The sequence below is a fragment of the Sphingopyxis panaciterrulae genome (assembly GCF_014199295.1).
GTDB classification, from domain to species: Bacteria; Pseudomonadota; Alphaproteobacteria; order Sphingomonadales; family Sphingomonadaceae; genus Sphingopyxis; species Sphingopyxis panaciterrulae.
Window position 1 is genome coordinate 112,687 of record NZ_JACIJH010000011.1, and the last position, 17,708, is coordinate 130,394.

General features: G+C 66.7%; 17 protein-coding genes, 1 tRNA gene and 3 pseudogenes. 9 read left to right on the plus strand and 12 right to left on the minus strand.

The features are described from left to right. Nucleotide 1: 1 nt before the first annotated feature. The 3 genes from FHR21_RS15475 to FHR21_RS15485 form a co-directional block, all read right to left on the minus strand. Nucleotides 2-820, minus strand: coding sequence for a DODA-type extradiol aromatic ring-opening family dioxygenase (locus FHR21_RS15475; RefSeq protein ID WP_184099941.1), 819 nt, complete (start codon nt 818-820; stop codon nt 2-4). Nucleotides 821-824: 4 nt separating this feature from the next. Further along, nucleotides 825-1,427 carry an NAD(P)H:quinone oxidoreductase gene (wrbA, locus tag FHR21_RS15480; protein ID WP_184099943.1) on the minus strand — a complete coding sequence of 201 codons (603 nt, stop codon included), beginning with the start codon at nt 1,425-1,427 and terminating at the stop codon, nt 825-827. Nucleotides 1,428-1,532: 105 nt separating this feature from the next. Then, nucleotides 1,533-2,228, minus strand: a complete 696-nt coding sequence (locus FHR21_RS15485) for a pirin family protein (RefSeq protein WP_184099945.1) — start codon at nt 2,226-2,228, stop codon at nt 1,533-1,535. Between the two features lie 128 nt (nt 2,229-2,356). Here FHR21_RS15485 and FHR21_RS15490 point away from each other — a divergent pair, with 128 nt between their 5' ends. Continuing rightward, nucleotides 2,357-3,283, plus strand: a complete 927-nt coding sequence (locus FHR21_RS15490) for a LysR family transcriptional regulator (RefSeq protein WP_184099947.1) — start codon at nt 2,357-2,359, stop codon at nt 3,281-3,283. Between the two features lie 139 nt (nt 3,284-3,422). Then, the gene (gene ctrA, locus FHR21_RS15495) at nt 3,423-4,130 is read left to right on the plus strand and encodes a response regulator transcription factor CtrA (RefSeq protein ID WP_184099949.1); all 708 of its coding nucleotides are present in this window, start codon (nt 3,423-3,425) and stop codon (nt 4,128-4,130) included. Nucleotides 4,131-4,195: 65 nt separating this feature from the next. Here the strand turns inward: ctrA and FHR21_RS15500 are convergent, their stop codons facing one another. The 8 genes from FHR21_RS15500 to FHR21_RS15535 all read right to left on the minus strand — a co-directional run bounded on the left by FHR21_RS15500 (nt 4,196) and on the right by FHR21_RS15535 (nt 10,760). Beyond that, nucleotides 4,196-4,639 (minus strand): PilZ domain-containing protein, encoded by a 444-nt coding sequence (locus tag FHR21_RS15500; RefSeq protein WP_184099951.1) that lies wholly within the window; start codon nt 4,637-4,639, stop codon nt 4,196-4,198. Between the two features lie 180 nt (nt 4,640-4,819). Continuing rightward, complete coding sequence (locus tag FHR21_RS15505) at nt 4,820-5,338, minus strand: hypothetical protein (RefSeq protein WP_184099953.1); 519 nt, start codon at nt 5,336-5,338, stop codon at nt 4,820-4,822. Nucleotides 5,339-5,508: 170 nt separating this feature from the next. Continuing rightward, a complete protein-coding gene (locus FHR21_RS15510) occupies nt 5,509-6,039 on the minus strand; it encodes a hypothetical protein (RefSeq protein WP_184099955.1) in 531 nt (176 codons plus the stop codon). Nucleotides 6,040-6,164: 125 nt separating this feature from the next. Next, complete coding sequence (locus FHR21_RS15515) at nt 6,165-6,671, minus strand: type III secretion system chaperone family protein (protein ID WP_184099957.1); 507 nt, start codon at nt 6,669-6,671, stop codon at nt 6,165-6,167. Nucleotides 6,672-6,981: 310 nt separating this feature from the next. Then, nucleotides 6,982-7,308 (minus strand): accessory factor UbiK family protein, encoded by a 327-nt coding sequence (locus tag FHR21_RS15520; RefSeq protein WP_184099959.1) that lies wholly within the window; start codon nt 7,306-7,308, stop codon nt 6,982-6,984. A 35-nt stretch (nt 7,309-7,343) separates the two neighbouring features. Continuing rightward, nucleotides 7,344-7,895, minus strand: coding sequence for a TspO/MBR family protein (locus FHR21_RS15525; protein ID WP_184099961.1), 552 nt, complete (start codon nt 7,893-7,895; stop codon nt 7,344-7,346). Nucleotides 7,896-7,956: 61 nt separating this feature from the next. Then, a complete protein-coding gene (locus FHR21_RS15530; protein WP_184099963.1) occupies nt 7,957-8,691 on the minus strand; it encodes a TlyA family RNA methyltransferase in 735 nt (244 codons plus the stop codon). Then, nucleotides 8,691-10,760: a protein-disulfide reductase DsbD family protein gene (locus FHR21_RS15535; RefSeq protein ID WP_420825295.1), complete on the minus strand. Its 2,070-nt coding sequence runs from the start codon at nt 10,758-10,760 to the stop codon at nt 8,691-8,693. Before FHR21_RS15535 ends, FHR21_RS15530 begins: the two co-directional genes overlap by 1 nt. 220 nt (nt 10,761-10,980) lie before the next feature. On the opposite strand from FHR21_RS15535, the gene FHR21_RS15540 reads away from it, so the two are divergent. Continuing rightward, the gene (locus FHR21_RS15540) at nt 10,981-12,672 is read left to right on the plus strand and encodes an alkaline phosphatase family protein (RefSeq protein ID WP_184099965.1); all 1,692 of its coding nucleotides are present in this window, start codon (nt 10,981-10,983) and stop codon (nt 12,670-12,672) included. A 213-nt stretch (nt 12,673-12,885) separates the two neighbouring features. Beyond that, nucleotides 12,886-13,716 carry a pyrroline-5-carboxylate reductase family protein gene (locus FHR21_RS15545; protein ID WP_184099967.1) on the plus strand — a complete coding sequence of 277 codons (831 nt, stop codon included), beginning with the start codon at nt 12,886-12,888 and terminating at the stop codon, nt 13,714-13,716. Nucleotides 13,717-13,851: 135 nt separating this feature from the next. Here FHR21_RS15545 and FHR21_RS15550 read toward each other — a convergent pair whose 3' ends face one another. Continuing rightward, nucleotides 13,852-14,370: a MarR family winged helix-turn-helix transcriptional regulator gene (locus tag FHR21_RS15550; protein ID WP_184099968.1), complete on the minus strand. Its 519-nt coding sequence runs from the start codon at nt 14,368-14,370 to the stop codon at nt 13,852-13,854. A 77-nt stretch (nt 14,371-14,447) separates the two neighbouring features. Between FHR21_RS15550 and FHR21_RS15555 the strand changes: the two genes are divergently transcribed. The 5 genes and pseudogenes from FHR21_RS15555 to FHR21_RS15580 all read left to right on the plus strand — a co-directional run. Then, entirely contained in the window at nt 14,448-15,533 is a 1,086-nt protein-coding gene (locus tag FHR21_RS15555) for a branched-chain amino acid aminotransferase (RefSeq protein ID WP_184099970.1), read from the plus strand. A gap of 58 nt (nt 15,534-15,591) precedes the next feature. Then, nucleotides 15,592-15,666, plus strand: a tRNA-Gln gene (locus tag FHR21_RS15560). Nucleotides 15,667-15,845: 179 nt separating this feature from the next. After that, nucleotides 15,846-17,117, plus strand: a pseudogene (locus tag FHR21_RS21330) (tyrosine-type recombinase/integrase). Nucleotides 17,118-17,128: 11 nt separating this feature from the next. After that, nucleotides 17,129-17,362 (plus strand): annotated as a pseudogene (locus tag FHR21_RS15575) (integrase); the annotation flags it as partial. A gap of 18 nt (nt 17,363-17,380) precedes the next feature. Then, nucleotides 17,381-17,596 (plus strand): annotated as a pseudogene (locus FHR21_RS15580) (transposase); the annotation flags it as partial. Nucleotides 17,597-17,708: the final 112 nt, after the last annotated feature.

Consider the following 17,708-nt stretch of genomic DNA (forward strand, 5'->3'; position numbering starts at 1 on the left):
GCTATAGGCGGCCCGCTTCCTCGCCGAAAGCGTAAACGTCCATTGCGAGCACGGCATAGGTGCTGCTGGCGTGCAGCCGCGCGGCGCGGAGCGGATCGCCGCCCGCGCCCATCGCGACGAACAGCGGCAGGATATGGTCGGGCGTCGGGTGATTGTCGCGCCCGTGCGGCGCGCGCTCGATGGCGTGAAGAATATCGTCGACCGCGCCCGCGGCCATGCGATCGGCGATCCAGTCGGTGAAGTCGCTCACCCACGCGGGCGCGGGGGCGTCGATCGCCGGGCGGGTCGTGAAATAGGCGCGCAGATTATGGGTGATGCTGCCCGACCCGACGATCAGCACGCCGTCGTCGCGCAGCGGCGCGAGCGCTTGTCCGAGCGCATGATGCCATTCGGGCGAGGCGCCCGAGGCAATCGAAAGCTGGACGACCGGAATATCGGCCTCGGGATAGATCAGCGACAGTGGCACCCAGGCGCCATGATCGAGCCCGCGTTCCGGATCGGCGATGACGGAAAGTCCGTGCTGCGCGAGCAGGTCGACGACGCGCTGTGCCAGCGCCGGATCGCCCGGTGCGGGATAGCGCATCGCGAAGAGTTCGTCGGGGAAGCCACCGAAATCATGGATCGTCGGAGGATGGGGCGACGCGGTAACCGTCGCGCGGCCGCCTCCATGCGCGGCGTCGTGATGCGCCGACACGACCAGGATGGCGCGCGGGCGCGGCAGGCGGGTGCCCAGCCCGGCGAAGAAATTCCGCGCCGGACTGGGTTCGAGCGCCATCATCGGCGAGCCATGCGAAAGGAACAAGCTCGGAAGACGGCGCATCGGATCAGGCCGTCAGCTTCGCCGCGGTCCGCGCGACGCGTTCGCCCAGATAACGCGCGCCGCCCAGATCGGCTTCGCTCGGCTGGCGCGAGCCGTCGCCGTTCGCGATCGTCGTCGCGCCATAGGGCGCGCCGCCCTTCACTTCGTCGACGCCCATCTGGCCGGCATAGCCATAATCGAGGCCGACGATCGTCAGGCCGAAATGAAGCAGGTTGGTCAGGATGCTGAACAGCGTCGTTTCCTGCCCGCCGTGCTGGGTGGCGGAGGAAGTGAAGGCCGCGCCGACCTTGCCGGTCAGCTTGCCTTGTGCCCAGACGCCGCCCGCGGTGTCCCAGAAGCTCGCCATCTGGCTCGCCATGCGGCCGAAGCGCGTCGGGGTGCCGACGACGATGGCGTCGTAAGCGGCCATTTCATTGGGGTCGCTCAGCAGCGGATGCGCTGTATCAGTCTTGAAGCCGGCGGCCCGGACCACCGTCTCGGGCGCGGTTTCGGCGACGCGGCGGATGTCGACCTCGGCGCCCGCGGCGCGCGCGCCTTCGGCCACCGCATCGGCCATCTGCTCGATATGGCCATAGCTCGAATAATAGAGAACCAGCACTTTCGTCATTATCATCGTCCTTTCGTCGTCGAAAACGGGGTGGGCCGCCGCCGCAAGGGAGGGGGAAGGCGGCGGCCCGGGGATGCCCCTCCCCCTGGCGGGGGAGGGAGGGGGTCAGAGGCTGTCGACCAGCACCAGTTCGGCGTCGTCGAGTGCTTCGACCTCGATGCGGTCGACGTCGCGGATCGCGATGCCGTCGCGCGGGTCGGCGTCTTCGCCGTTGACGCGGATGCGGCCCCTGGCGGCGACCAGATAGGCGTGCCGTCCGGCGTCCAGGTCATAGGCGACGCGGTCGCCGGCCTGCACCGTCCCTGCCGCGACCCGGGCGTCGGCGCGGATCGGCAGCGCTTCATCGCCCGCGATGCCGCTGGCCAGCGTCACGAATCGGCCCGACCGGTCGGCCTTCGGAAATTCGCGCTGGCCCCAGCCGGGGTTGCCGCCGGCGCGATCGGGCAGAATCCAGATCTGGAACAGCGTCGTCTCCTCGTCCTCGAGGTTGAACTCGCTGTGCGTCACGCCGGTGCCCGCGCTCATCACCTGGACGTCGCCCGCCGCGGTGCGGCCGCTGTTGCCCATCGAGTCGCGATGGCTGATCGCGCCGGTGCGGACATAGGTGATGATTTCCATGTCGCGGTGCGGATGCGGCGGAAAGCCGGACTGCGCCGCGATGACGTCGTCGTTCCAGACGCGCAGCGCGCCCCAGCCCATGCGATCGGGGTCGTGATAGTTGGCGAAGGAGAAATGGTGGCGGGCGTCGAGCCAACCATGGTCGGCGTGGCCCAGGCTGTCGAATTTGCGGATGTCGATCATGGCCTTTTCCTTTCATCGCCGCGGCGCCGAACATCGGGCTGCGGCCTTTGGTTGCAGCCAAGATAGCGATGGAGATTGTTTCTGAAATAGCATAGATCGAAACCTATCGTTTCCATTTACGAGGTTTCATGGCGCTTCCCGATTATGAAGGCTGGGCTTGTTTCGTGGCCGTCGCCGACGGCGGCAGCTTCACCGCCGCCGCCCGGTCGCTTGGAATTTCAAAGGCAAGCGTTTCAAAGGCGGTGACGCGGCTCGAGGCGTCGCTCGGCATCACCTTGCTCCATCGCAGTTCGCGCGTCGTCACCGTGTCGACCGCGGGGGAAGGTCTGCTCGGCGAGGCGCGTGCAATGGTCGCCGCCGCCACCGCGGCGACCGAGGCAGCGCGCGGCGACCGGCTCGACCTTGCCGGCCCGATCCGGCTCGCGGCGCCGATGAGCTTCGGGATCAAGGTGCTCGGCGTCCCGCTCGCGGCGTTCATGGACCGGCATCCGGCGGTCGAGATCGAGCTGACGCTCAGCGACGCGCGGCACGATCTGATCGCGGAAGGTTTCGACCTTGCGCTCCGTATCGCCAGCCTCGACGACAGCAGCCTGCTCGCGCGCACCATCGCGCCGGTCGCTTCGTCGGTCATCGCCAGCCCCGCCTATCTGGAGCGGCACGGCACGCCCCGCCATCCGCTCGATCTCGCGGGCCACCGGCTCGTCGGCTATGGCCATCGCGAGCGCGCCATGCCGCTACGCTTCCATCGCGAAGGCGAGGAGGCGACGATCGTTCCTGCCGGCCCGCTGTTCACCAACAATGGCGATGTGGTGATCCCGATGCTCGCCGCGGGCGGCGGCATCGCAGTGCTGCCCGACTTCATCGCCGAGGCGGAACTGGCCTCGGGCGCGCTCGTCCGCATCCTGATCGACTGGTCGCTGCCACAGGCCTTCTTCCACCTGCTTTCGCCGCCCTCGCGGCTCCGCCCGGCACGGGTGCGCGCGCTTTCGGACCATCTGGCGCAGGTGCTGAAGGTGAGCTGCATGGGACGCGACTCGGGGATTCCCGCGGGTTAAATCAAAATTAACCTTTTCCCTTCATTGCTTTCATGGTTAATGTTCCGACAGTCCTGCAACAGGGGCCGTTCGGCGACATCCAGCGGAGGTCATGCGGACGGGTCGCGGGACCATCGTGGGAACAATCAAGGGGTGCCCAATGCGCGTACTGCTGATCGAGGACGAGCCGACGACCGCGAAGGCGATCGACACGATGCTCACCACCGAGGGCTTCAACGTCTATACGACCGATCTGGGCGAGGAAGGCCTCGATCTGGGCAAGCTCTATGATTACGACATCATCCTGCTCGACCTGAACCTGCCCGACATGCATGGTTACGATGTGCTGAAAAAGCTGCGCACCGCAAAGGTGCAGACGCCGGTGCTGATCCTGTCGGGCATTTCGGAAATGGATTCGAAGGTGCGTTCGTTCGGCTTCGGCGCCGACGATTATGTCACCAAGCCGTTCCACCGCGACGAACTGGTCGCCCGCATCCATGCGGTCGTCCGCCGTTCGAAGGGCCACAGCCAGAGCGTCATCAAGACCGGCAAGCTTGCGGTCAATCTCGATACCAAGACGGTCGAGGTCGACGGCGTGCGCGTGCATCTGACCGGCAAGGAATATCAGATGCTCGAGCTGCTGAGCCTGCGCAAGGGCACGACGCTGACCAAGGAAATGTTCCTCAACCACCTTTACGGCGGGATGGACGAGCCCGAGCTGAAGATCATCGACGTCTTCATCTGCAAACTGCGCAAGAAGCTGGCGCTGGCCTGCGGCGGCGACAATTATATCGAGACGGTCTGGGGTCGCGGCTATGTGCTGCGCGATATCGACGAGGAAGGAAACGAGGTGCGCCGCGTCGCCTGACGCCGCGCGCACTTCTCTTTCTAAGGGGGACCGGCGCGGAGCGATCCGCGCCGGTTTTCCATGGGTCAGCCGCCGCCCCGGCGGCTGCCGTAGGAGCCGGGCAGGTTGGGGTTCAATCCCAGGCCGGGGCGCCAGGTCGACAGCCTCGGCGCGGGCACGATCTGGAAATCGGCCTTGCTGTCGGCGGTGACGAGCTGGTCGGCGTGCGCGGCGCGCAGCCGCGCGGTCTCGATCGGTTCGTCGGTCTCGATGCCGAAGCGCGTGTCCGCGACCCAGCGGACGGTCGCCATCATCGGCGGATGCGCAGGCATGAAGAGCGTCACGCGCTCGCCGACGTGGAGCCCATGCGGTCCCTTGCCGCCGACGCCGGTTTTCGAAACATTGCGGATTGTCACGTCGAAGCGACCCAGCCGCTCGCAGCCGAGCGACGCCTTCACCAGACGCGACTGTCGCGGCTGGCGGTTCTCGCTTGCGGTCGGCGAGGCGGTAGGAGCCTCGAAATTGGACATGGGCGACCCGTCCTTTTGCCGCCCGTTCCCTCACGCCGGGCGGTCCTTATGATCCCATCCCCACCCTTAACGCGGGAAGGTAAATTTTCGTATAGCATGTGTGATGATTTTGCGCCGGGACGACGAAGACCCGCCGGCGTGAAACGCCGACGGGCCGGGGTATAGGGAGGATTCAGCGGCTCATCGCAGACCCGAAAAGTCCAGGTCGTGGATGCGTCCGTAACGGATTTCGCAGCTGAACTTGCCCTTGTCGTAATAGCCGCCGCGGCCCCAGCGGCCGCCATAGCCGTCGCGCACGACAAGCCGGCCCTTGACCTTGTATCCGTCGCGCTTGCGGTCGATGCTCGTCACCTGGGTGACGTCGGCGCGGCCGTAGCGGCTCGCGCTGCGTTCGGCAGCGGCGACGCACCGGTTCACCGCGCTGCGGCCGTTGCCATAGCGGCCATAATCATAGCCATAGCCGTAACGCGGGTCGCGATAGCGGTCGCGATACCGATAATCGTCGCGGTCGCCCGTCGACGCCAGGATGGCGGCGAGGCCGCCGAGCACGACCGCGCCCGCGATGATCTCGCCCGCGCCGATGCCGTCGTCGTCATAGCGATCGCGCGCCATCGCGGGGGTGCTGCCGATCAGCATAGCGCCGGCGGTGGCCGCGCCGACCGCGGCCTTCGTCCAGGATTTTTTTGTGGTCCGAGCCATGATTCGGTCTCCTTCACTTGCGGCAACGCGGAATCGCGGCCTGTTGCAAAGGATCGTAGAGGCGCGCGGGTGACATGGCGCTGAACCCGCCGCTTATCTGGCGTTCAGACAGAAAAGGGCTCTTCGCCATCAGGCGAAGAGCCCTCGCGCAAGCACTCGCTAAGCGGCGCCTAGTTGAAACGCACGTCGGTGGCGCGGCCGTTCCGATAGGTGCAGCCGAAGCTGCGGAGCGGCTCGCCCGGCCGCGCCACGGTGCCCGCGACGTACCAGCCATAGCCCTGATCGGGCCGGGTGCCGGTGATGCTCTCGACCCGCGCGCCGTCGCCGAGCTCGCCTTCGGCCGCCCAGCTGCACGCGTCGGCGGCGCGCTGCTCGGTCTCGCCGCCGCCATAGGCGCCGTCATAGGGACGCGCGTCCCGCGGCGGATCGACATAATAGCCATCGTCGCGCGGCTCGTCGGGATAGGGCGGCTCATAGCGATAATCGCCGTCGCGCCTGTTCTTGCTCGCCGCGCCAGCGATGGCGGCGATCGCGCCGATGACGAACAGACCGCCGATCACGTCGCCGGCGTCGATCCCGTCATGGTGGCGATGACCCCAGCCGCCGTGATGGCGGCCGCGCGCCTCGGCCGGCGTGGCGCTGAGGCCGACGCTGGTCAGGATCACCGCCGCGGCGGTCGTCAGGCTGGTCCATTTGCGCATGGGCTTCACTCCGAAAAGCGCGCGGGAAAGCGGCGCGCCCGATCGACTCGGCGATAGGCCGGCGATGCTTTCGCGCCGCTGAACCGTGGCTGGCGAGCGACGGACCGTCCGGATATCCGCCTGTCCTACGCCTCGCCGCGCGTTTCGATGAGCGAGGCCGCAAGCGCCTCGGCGGGTGACTTGCCGCCCCACAGCACGAACTGGAAGACGGGATAGAAACGCTCGCATTCGTCGATCGCGCTTTCGACCAATGTTTCGGTGAGCTCGAGCGGCAGCGACGCGTTGCTGCCGACCAGCATGCCGTGGCGGAACAATATGGTGCCGCTGTTCGACCACAGCTCGAAATGGCCGAGCCAGAGCTGCTCGTTGATCAGTGCCAGCGCCTCGTGCGCGACCGCGCGCTTGTCTTCGACGACGCGGATGTCGGGAAAGGCGAGCAACTGGATGACGCCGTCGTCCGCGCGCCACACTGCGCGCAGCTCATAGGTCGTCCAGCTCCCCTGCGCGGTCGCGACGATCTCGTCGTCGCCGACCATCTCGTGCGGCCAGTCGTGCGCAGCGAAATATGACGCCAGCATGTCCATCGGCGCGGCTTCCTGGCCGTCGTCATCGTCATAGATATCGTCGCTCATCGGGGCGCTTTAGCGGCTGTTCGACCGGGTGGCGAGTCGCGCAGGCAAAATCGTCGGCGAACCTATCGTTCGCAAATACAAAGCTGACCGCCAGCAGTCCTTCCTCCCTGCCTTCGTCATGCTGAACTTGTTTCAGCATCCATAGCCAGGCCCCTCCTGCCGCGCCGCGCCGCGCCCAATTCAAGGGCAGGCCATGAACCCTGAAACAAGTTCAGGGTGGCAAGTTGTAACAGGCGGACCTTGTCCAACGCAGACGTTTGCAAACGATAGGTTCGCCAAATCGTCGCCCTCGCTTCCGCGGGGGCGACGCTTATTTCTTGGGCGCGGCCTTGGGGGTGCGCGCCGCGGGCTTTGCTGCCGCTGGCTTCGCAGCCGCCTTCGCTGCGGCCGCCGGCTTCGCCGTGCCTTCCAGCTTGTCGAGCCGCGCCTTCAGCGTCTCGGCCTCGGCGCGCGCGCGCGCGGCCATTTCCTTCACCGCCTCGAACTCCTCGCGGCTGACGAAGTCCATGCGGCCGACCCATTCCTTCGCGCGCTCGCGCATCGCCGCCTCGGCCTCGCGCCCGGCGCCGGCGACGGTGCCGGCGATGCCGTTGATCATCTTGGCGAAATCGTCGAAAATCCGGTTCTCGCTCTGCATTGTCCTGTTCCTTCGTCGGGGGATACCCCTTGCCGTCAGCCTATCTGGGTGCTCGCGGCATGGGGGACAAGGGTTTCGGCGTCCGGATTGCGCTGGTCGATCTGGAAGGTCAGGACCGTGGCGAAGCCGAGCCACGCCATATAGGGGACGAGCAGCCACGCCGCCGCCTTGCGGATCGGCGCAAAGGCAAAGGCGGTCGCGACCGTCACCATCAGCATGAAGATGATCAGGTAGAGCGCGCTCGTCACCTGATGCCGGCCGAAGAAGAGCGGCGACCAGGCGAAATTCGCGGCGAGCTGGACGAAGAAGAGCAGCAGCGCGAACCCGCGCCCCTTGGCACCGCGCGCATGCAGGATCATCGCGAGCGCGAGGCCCAGACAGGCATAGAGGATGGTCCAGGCGAGCGCGAAGACCCAGCCGGGCGGCACGAGCGGCGGCAGGTCGAGCGCGGCGAACCAGCGGTTGTCATAGCCGCTGTTCGCCAGCAGCCCCGTCAGGCTGCCGATCAGCACGATCGCCGGCACCGTCACCATCGCCCAGCGCCAATAGGACAGGCGAAGCTGCCCCGGAGTGGCCAATTCGGTCATGCACATGCCCCCTTGCGCAAAATATGGTCGCGCAAGGGTTTTGCGGCCCGCGTCGCCCGCGTCAACGCTTTTGGGCGGCGATCAGGAATTCGACATTGCCTTCGGGACCGGTGATCGGGCTTTCGATCAGGTCAAGGACGGTCCAGCCTTCCGCTTCCAGCCACAGCCGTACGTCACCGCACACGCGGTCGTGCACTGCCGTATCGCGCACCACGCCCTTCTTGCCGACCTCGTGCCGCTCGGCCTCGAACTGCGGCTTGATCAGAGCGACGAGGCGGGCGCCGGGCTTCGCAAAAGCCAGTGGTACCGGCAACACCTTGGAAAGCGCGATGAAGCTCGCGTCGCAGACGACCAGGTCGACCGGCCCGGGGATGTGATCGGCGGTCAGGACGCGCGCGCTCGTCTGCTCGTGAACGACGACGCGCGCGTCCTGCCGCAGCTTCCAGGCGAGCTGGTTGGTCCCCGAATCGACGGCATAGACGCGCGCCGCGCCCCGGCTCAGCAGCACGTCGGTGAAGCCGCCGGTCGACGATCCGACGTCGATCGCGACGGCGCCCGTCACGTCCCAGCCGAGATGCGTGAGCGCATGGTCGAGCTTGATCCCGCCCCGCGACACCCAGGGATGGTCGCGGCCCTTGACGCTCACGTCTGCATCGGCGGCGATCTGCTGCCCCGCCTTGTCGATCTTGCAGTCACCCACAAAGGCGAGGCCGGCGAGGATCAGCGCCTGCGCGCGCGTCCGGCTTTCGACGAGGCCGCGATCGACGAGCAACTGGTCGGCGCGCAGCTTCGCCATCAGCCGCCTGCCTTTTCGACCAGCAGCCCCGGCGTCAGGATCTGCGGCAGGATTTCGGGCCGTTCGGCGCCCGGCGCATACCAGAGGTAGAGCGGCACGCTGTTGCGTCCGTGCTCGGCCAGGGCGCGGGTGATGACGGGATCGCCGCCCGTCCAGTCGCCGACCAGCGTGACGACGCCCGCCTTGTCGAACGCCGTCTGCACTGCTGCACGCTCGATCGCGCCCGCCTCGTTCGCCTTGCACGAAAGGCACCAGTCGGCCGTGAAATAGACGAAGACCGGCTTGCCGGTCGCGCGCGCCTCCGCGAGCGCGGCGGGGGAGAAGGTCGTGCCGTCGGATGCGGCGGATTCGGGCGATGTGGGGGCGATCGCATAGAGAGCGAGCGCCAGGCCCAGAAGCGTGGCGCAGGCCACGGTCGGCCAGCCCCTTCGGTTCGATCTTTGCCAGCGCCCGAAGTTGTAGAAAGTGCCGCACATCGTGAGGAGGACGGCGATGGCGAGGACGGCGCCGAGGAGCGTATCGGCGCCGCCCTGCCGCCAGAACAGCCATGCGAGCGCCAGCGCGGTCAGGCCCATCGGCACCGCCATGGCCTTGCGGAAGTTGCCCATCCACGGTCCCGGCCGCGGCAGGCGGTTGCGGATCGCCGGGACGAAGCCGATGGCGAGGAAGGGAAGCGCGAGGCCCAGCCCGAGTCCGCCGAAGATCGGCAGCGCGGCCCAGGCGGGCAGCACCAGCGTCGCGCCGAGCGCCGCGCCGAGCAGCGGGCCGCTGCACGGCGTTGCGACGAAGGCGGCGAGCGCGCCGGTCCAGAAGCCGCCCGCCGCGCCGCCCTTCGCGGCCAGGCCTGACCCGCCGCCGAAGGACGGCAATTCATAAGCTCCAGCGAGGTTGAGGGTGATGGCGAGCGCGAGGACGAGCAGGATCAGCACGCTGGCCGGATGCTGGAGCTGGAACGCCCAGCCGACCTGCTCGCCCGCCGCGCGCAGCGCCAGCAGCGCGCCGCCGAGCAGCAGGGCGGTGACGATCGCGCCCGCCGTATAAGCGAGGGCCTCGACCTTTGCCGCGCGCGGTTCGCCGCCGGCGCGCGCGAGGCTGAGCGCCTTGAGGCTGAGGATCGGAAAAACGCAGGGCATCAGGTTCAGGATCAGCCCGCCGAGGATCGCGCCGCCGAGCGCGGTCCAGAAGAGGGCAAGGTCGATACCGCGGCCGCCCGCGCTTCCGACCGGATCCCCCGCGCGCGGCACGGCGCCGGGTTCGAACCGCACCGACAAGCCGCGTCCGTCGGAAAGCTTGAGCAGGGCATCGACCGGCCCGGCCGCGTCGCCCTTGGCGCGCGTTTCGACGACCAATTCGTTTCCATTCCGGCTGATCTGCTGCGGTGCGGCATAGTCGATGAGGTCGCGCGTCTCGACGAACAGATGCGGATCGGCGAGCGCGGTGCTGTCGGGAAGGGGCACCGCAAAGCGCAGCGTCGCACCCCTGCGTTCCCATGTCCCTGCACGGTCAAGCGGCTGCGGCAGCCGGGCGCGCCAGGCGTCGAAGCGTTCGCGCGATGCGGGCGCGATCGTCCCGTCGCCGGCCTTCAGCGCGACCGCGATCACCGCCTTTTCGGGCACGCATATCTTGTCGGTGCAGGCGAGCCAGTTGGCGACGCCCGACAGCGTCAGGTCGGTTCCAGGCGCGACGCTTTGGTCGACGCGCACATCGGCGAGCAGCGCATAGGGATGCTCATAGACATGGTTCATCATGCCGAAGAGGATGAGCGCTTCGGGAACCGGATAGCGGAAGGGCGCGACGGTCACACCTTCGGGCGCGTTCCATTCGACCTGCAGGCCGAATCCGGCATCGCCGCCATTGGTCCAATAGCCGTGCCAACCCTTTTCGGGAGTCATCGCCAGCGCGATCGTCGTCGTTTCGCCCGGCGCCGGCGCGGCCGATTCGGCGATCAGCTTCGGCGCGATGTGCGTCGGCTGGGCCATCGCCCAGGCGGGCGCCAACAGGAAGAGCGCCAGCAGCACGAGCGCCGTGCGCCGCATCACCGTCATAAAGTCGTCCCGCATCCGTCCCATGTCCGCCTTTGCAATGCCCGATGATCCTCCCCGTCACCCCGGACTTGATCCGGGGCCCCGCTTTTCGGACGTAGCCGAGCGGGACCCCGGATCAAGTCCGGGGTGACGGGAGGACGAAAATCCTGCTCCGTGTCCAAGCCGCGTCGCCGCTGCCCTCGTTCAAGGCTTGCCATATAGGCGGCTTTGGCCGAGAGGACAGCCCGCGCCGAACCCTCGCGTGATGGAGAGTGATCCCGTGAAGCTCAAATATCCGATCGCCGCCCTTGCCGCCGCGCTTTCGCTATCCGGCCCCGCGGCCGGCCTCGCGCAGGATAGGGCGGCACCGGCGCCGAAGGTGACCGCCGCGACCCCTGCGCCAAAGCTGCTCGTCGTCATTGCGGTCGACCAGTTTTCCGCCGACCTGTTCGCCGAATATCGCGGCCATTTCACCGGCGGGCTGGCGCGGCTCGCCTCGGGCGTCGTCTTTCCGTCGGGCTATCAGGCGCATGGCGCGACCGAAACCTGCCCAGGCCATTCGACGATCCTGACCGGCAATCACCCCGCGCATACGGGAATCGTCGCCAATAATTATTTCGATCTCGACGCCGCCCGCGCCGACAAGCGCCTCTATTGCGCCGAAGACGAGACGGTTCCGGGAACCTCGTCGAAGGGCGACCAATATGCGCCGTCGGCAAAGCATCTGCTCGTGCCGACCCTCGGCGATCTGATGAAGGATCGCGATCCGCGCGCGCAGGTCGTGTCGGTATCGGGCAAGGACCGGTCCGCGATCATGATGGGCGGGCACAAGGCGGACGAGCTGATGTGGCTCACACCCACCGGCCTCACCAGCTATCGCGGGCGGGCCTTGTCACCGGTCGCGCAGCAGGCGAGCGCGGCGATCGCCGCCGCCATCGCCGCGCCGCAGCCGGGACTGACGCTGCCCGCCGATTGCGCGGCGCACGACATCGCGATCCCGCTCGACGGCGGCAAGGGCGGCAGCGTCGGAACCGGGCGCTTCGCGCGCGAGGGCGGCGATTTCCGCGCCTTCCGCGCGTCGCCCCAGGCCGACGGTGCAGTGCTCGCAGCCGCTGCGGCGCTGCGCCAGACGCGCAGGATGGGCGAGGGGGATGGCACCGACCTGTTGATCGTCGGGCTGTCGGCCACCGATTATGTCGGCCACGGAACCGGGACCGAAGGCAGCGAGATGTGCCTGCAGATGCTGGCGCTCGACCGCGAGCTCGGTGATTTCTTCGCGCGCCTCGACGCGACCGGCATCGACTATCTGGTCACGCTGACCGCCGATCATGGCGGGCACGACCTGCCCGAACGCAACCGGCAGAATGCCTGGCCCGCCGCGCAGCGCGTGGACCGCGCGCTCGACCCGGACAAGATCGGCAAGGCGGTTGCCGAAAAGCTCGGCCTGCCGCAGCCCCTCCTCTATGGCGACGGCGGCGACTATTATCTGTCGAAGGCGCTGACGCCGGCGCAGCGCAAGGCGGCGTTGGACGAAATCCTGCCGCGGCTGCGCGCGCATCCGCAGGTCGAGGCGGTGGTGACGGCGGAGGAACTGGCCGCCCATTCGATCTCGAAGCGGCCGGCGGATGTCTGGACGCTGATGGACAAGCTGCGCGCCTCCTACAATCCGCAGCGTTCGGGCGATTTCATCATCGCGCTCAAGCCGCGGGTCACCCCGATTCCCGAACCGGGCATCGGCTATGTCGCGACGCACGGGTCGGTGTGGGATTATGACCGCCGTGTGCCGATTCTCTTCTGGCGCCGCGGGATCGCGAGCTTCGAGCAGCCGAATGCGGTGATGACGGTGGACATATTGCCCACCCTTGCGGCGCAGATCGACCTGCCCGTCGACGGCGCGAAGATCGACGGCCGCTGCCTCGACCTGCTGTCGGGGCCGGAAGACAGTTGTAGCTCGTGAGGAGGAAAGGAAGTTCGCGACATTGGAAATCGTCACCCTGAACTTGTTTCAGGGTCCATGGCCTGTCCTCGAATAAAGCGCAGCGCTGAACGCGAGACCTAGCCATGGATGCTGAAACAAGTTCAGCATGACGATCTTTACGGGTGCGCTTCCGTCCAGGTGGCTGGACGAAGCAGACGTTAGACGAAACAGACAAGAAGAAGACCAGGGACCATGACGACGACATTGGGGACTTTTGCCGGCCGGCTGCTGCTGGTCGGATGTGGGAATATGGCGGGGGCCATGCTCGATCGCTGGCTGGCGGCGGGGCTCGACCCGGCGCGGGTCGCGGTCGTCGATCCGGCGGCGACGCCGCGTGACGGGGTGGCGCTTCACGCCTCGCTTGCCGACTGGGCGGCGGCGGGCGGCACGGCCGACTGGGTGATGCTGGGAATGAAGCCGCAGCAATTGGGCGAGGTGGCAAGCGACCTCGCGCCGCTCGCGACGGATGGCGTCCATCTGCTCTCGATCCTTGCGGGCGTCTCGCTTGCCGATCTGGCCGAGCGCTTTCCGCAGGCGCGCGCGCAGGTGCGTATCCTGCCCAATCTGGCGGTGCGGATCGGCGCCGGGGTGTCCGCGGTCGCGCGGCTCGGCGATGCCGATGGGGACGCCGTCGCGGCGCTGCTCGCCCCCCTTGGGCAGACGGTCGAACTGGCCGACGATGCGGCGATGGATCTCGTCACCGCCTTCACCGGCAGCGGCCCCGCCTTCGTCTTCCGCCTGATCGAGGCCTATGCCGCAGCGGGCGAGCGCCTCGGCCTGTCGCCCGACGAGGCGCTCCGTCTCGCCGCCGCCACCTTCGGCGGCGCGACCGCGTTGCTCGCCGATAGCGGCGAAAAGCCCGGCGCGCTGGCCGCGAAGGTGGCGAGCAAGGGCGGCATGACGCAGGTCGGGCTCGATATCCTCGATACCGACGGGCAGCTCGTCGCGCTGATGACCAATGTGCTGCGCGCCGCGCGCGACCGCGGCCGCGAACTGGCGGACATCGCGCGCGGGCAGGGTTAGAGCCTGTCCTGTCAGGTGGAATCAGTCATTACCCTAGCCCTGCGCCTGCCGAAGGGCCCCTGTCGACGAACAGCGCCCTTCGACAGGCGCAGGGCCACGGTTCAATCTCATCAAGCTTCCAGGGCCGGCGGCGGCCTAGGGCTGACCCGGCTCGCTGCCCAGCTTTGCCACCCGGGCGCGTTCGCGCGGCGACAGCAGCGCCTCGTTGACCTGCCAGAAGCCGGTGACCGCCGCCTGGCCGGCATGGGTATAGGCGCGGCTCATCGCATCGCGCAGCGCGGTGAAGATCGCGTTTTCGAGCTGGCGGCCCTCCGCCGTCAGCCGCAGCTCCTTCTGCCGCCGGTCGCGGCCCCCCGGCCGCGTCGTCAGCAGCGCGCGCGCCTCCAGTTCCTTGAGGACGCGGCCGAGCGATTGTTTGGTGATGCCGAGCAGCGCCAGCAGGTCCGAAATGGCGAGGCCGGGTTGGCGGGCGATGAAATAGAGCGCGCGGTAATGGGCGCGGCCCAGCTCTTTTTCGGCAAGGCGGGCGTCGATCGTCCGCCACAGCGCGGCGTGGCCGAAAAACAGATATTCGATGCCCCGGCGCACCTCGGCCTCGCGCAAGAAAAGGGCAGAAGCGGCGGGCACTTGTGAAAGAAAATTTTCCTCGTTCATAACGACTACCGTTGCGCCGGACGTCCGGCTTTGGCAAGAGGCGCGCACGACTCCCCCTCTGGAAGCAAGGATTTCCCATGTCCGCACCCGCCTTCACCCGCCTGCCGCACCCGAACCCGACGGCGGACGATGTACGCGCGGCGGCAATCGCGGACCCGGTCTTCGGGCGCGTCTTCACCGACCATATGGTGTCGATCCGCTACACCGAGGGGAAGGGCTGGCACGACGCGCAGGTGATGCCGCGCGGCCCGCTGTCGCTCGATCCCGCCACCGCGGTGCTCCATTATGCGCAGGAAATCTTCGAGGGGCTGAAGGCCTATCGCCTCGACGACGGGTCGATGGCGTTGTTCCGGGTCGAGGCCAATGCGGCGCGTTTCAACGCCAGCGCGCGCCGCATGGCGATGGCCGAACTGCCCGAGGAACTGTTCATCGCGGCCGTCAAGGAGATCGTTGCGACCGACGCCGGCTGGTTCCCGCAGGTCGAGGGCGGCGCGCTCTATCTGCGCCCCTTCATGTATGCGAGCGAGGTGTTCCTGGGGGTGAAGCCGGCGGCCGAATATCATTTCCTCGTCATCGCCTCGCCGGTCGGCAATTATTTCAAGTCGGGCGCGCCCGCGGTGTCGCTCTGGGTGTCGGAAGATTATACCCGTGCCGCGCCGGGCGGCACCGGCGCCGCCAAATGTGGCGGCAACTATGCCGCGAGCCTCGTCGCGCAGAGCGAAGCGATCGCCAAGGGGCACGACCAGGTCGTCTTCCTCGACGCCGCCGAGCATCGCTGGATCGAGGAACTGGGCGGCATGAACATGTTCTTCGTCATGGACGACGGCAGCATCGTCACGCCGCCGCTGACCGGCACGATCCTGCCCGGCATCACCCGCGACGCGCTGATCACGCTGGCGACGGATGCGGGGCTGACGGTGCGCGAGGAACGCTATGCGATCGACCAGTGGCAGGCCGACGCGGAAAGCGGCCGGCTGACCGAGAGCTTCGCCTGCGGCACCGCCGCTGTCGTGACTCCGGTGGGCAAGGTGACGCGCGGAAACGCGAGCTTCACGATCGGCGCCGGCGGGCCGGGCCAGGTCACCGAAATGCTCAAGGGCAAGCTCGTCGACATCCAGCGCGGCCGCGCCGCCGACCCCCACGGCTGGGTAGCGCGTCTTTGATCGCGCCCGCCTTGCAATGGGCGTCGCTGCACTATAGAGCGCCCGTCGCACCGGCTGTTGGGGCGTAGCCAAGCGGTAAGGCACCGGTTTTTGGTACCGGCATGCGCAGGTTCGAATCCTGCCGCCCCAGCCAGCCGGTATCGCACCTTGTCCCAGGAAGGGCCAAGATGTCCCGCGCGAGCTAGTGGTACCAGCATTTTGAGCGGAATTATCTGTCTTATCTCCTCGAATTTCTGACCGAAGTTCTTGTAATCAAATCCGCGACTGGCCAAGGGGCCGCTGTAAAATCCGGTCGGTATGTTGACCGACTATATGATTGCCACTTTCAGGCCCAGGGCGAAGCCATATACATATACTGACGGGCGCGGCCTGTTCCTGCTCATGACGCCGATCGGCTCGAAGCTCTGGCGCTTTTCCTACCGTTTCGACGGAAAGCAGCACACTATTGCCGGCGGATCCTATCCGGAGGTCTCGATTGTCCTTGCTCGCGTTTGGCGTGATGCGATGAGGCAGCAGCTCGCCTCTGGAATCAATCCGGCCGAGGAGAGGTGGAAGCAGAAGCGCATGGGAAGCTTCAGTCGCCGAGCGATTGTCCTGCGTAGCTTTGAACAGGCGGCGCGGGCCTGGATAGAGACGCGAAGACCCGGCTGGAGCAAGCGCTACGAGGCCTTCATCACCGGACGGCTGGAAGTTGATATATTTCTGATTGTCGGCAAGCAGGAAATCAGCAGGATCACGCTGGAGGACATTCGCAAAGCCTTGCGCAATATCGAAGCGTGAGGAGCCTTGGAAACGGCACATCGCATGCGAGCCCATTGCAGCGAAATCTTTCGCTTTTCCATTGCAGAGGGATATTGCGAAACGGATCCGTGCAGAGACATTTTCCTGCCTAAAACCGGACCGGTAGAACACCGCGCCAGAGTTGCGATTGGGGAGTTGCCCGCTTTCTTCACCATGCTCAACGCCGATCAAAGCGCGCGCATGAGTCAGCTTGCGCTGCGCTGGACCATGCTCACCATGGTACGCAGCAAGGAAACCTGCTTTGCGGAGTGGTCGGAGTTGGAAAATATTGGCGGCGCGAATCCGCTCTGGCGCATTCCCTATCAGCGGATGAAGCCACGCTACGAACGTCTTGTCCCTTTGTCGCGGCAGGCTTTGCGATTGTTGGAGGAACTCAGTTCGTTGAACGGTGCCCTTACCAACAGGAAAATCGGGCGCTATTTGTGCCCCGTGGAGGCGTCCAAGACGGGAGCTGTCACCGGAAACCATATGCTCGACGTCCTCTATCGCATGGGGTTGCGGGGGAAGGCGACGGTCCATGGCTTTCGCGGTCTCGCAAGCACGGTGTTGAACGAGAGCGGCTTGTTCGACGGCAATTGGATAGAATATCAGCTTGCTCATCACCCTGGAGGGATGGATCGTCGCCACAATCCTGCGCAATTTCTTCGTCCACGGCGGTTCATGATGCAAGGGTGGGCGGACTATCTGGAGACCGCTGAAACCGGAAAGAAGATTGGCACGCGAATAAGCCGCACGGGCCCCTTCTCTCTGTCCGAAATGCAGCGAGCAGACTTGGCCGCGTAGCGCACAGACCCATGAAAGCTGGATCGGATTTGCGTTTCCTGTTCACCGGGACTCTCGGGCGTCGGGATCTGGCGCGGTCTCTCGTCATCACGCGTAATCCGTGCAAGCTGCCCGACGTGCTCAGTGTCGATGAAGCGGCGAAGCTTCTCGAAGCAGCGCCGGGGATCAAGTACAAGGCCGCCCTTGGTGTCGCCTATGGCGCGGGGCTGCGCGTGTCGGAGGTCGCACACCTCAAGATCGATGATATCGACAGCACCCGCATGGGGATCCGTTCGGAACGGCGGCTGTGTGAAGAGGTGCATCTGAACCTGGCCTATCGCTGGTTCTGCCGGCTCGGGCTCGACGGCGCGGTTCCCGATCACTCGACCTTCTCGAAGAACCGGCACGGCCGCTTCCGGGACAGCGATCTCTTGCGCAAGCTGTTCGAGATGACGGTGTCGCGCTGCATGGCCGAGGGGCTGGTCGGCGACACCGGTTATGGCTCAGCCGACATGCTTGAGGATCAGCGTGCAATAGGCACCCCCTTCGTGGGGTGATCGGCGTGCAAAAAGGACCCCTTCATCCCGGGGATTTAGTCGGCCGACTGGTTTT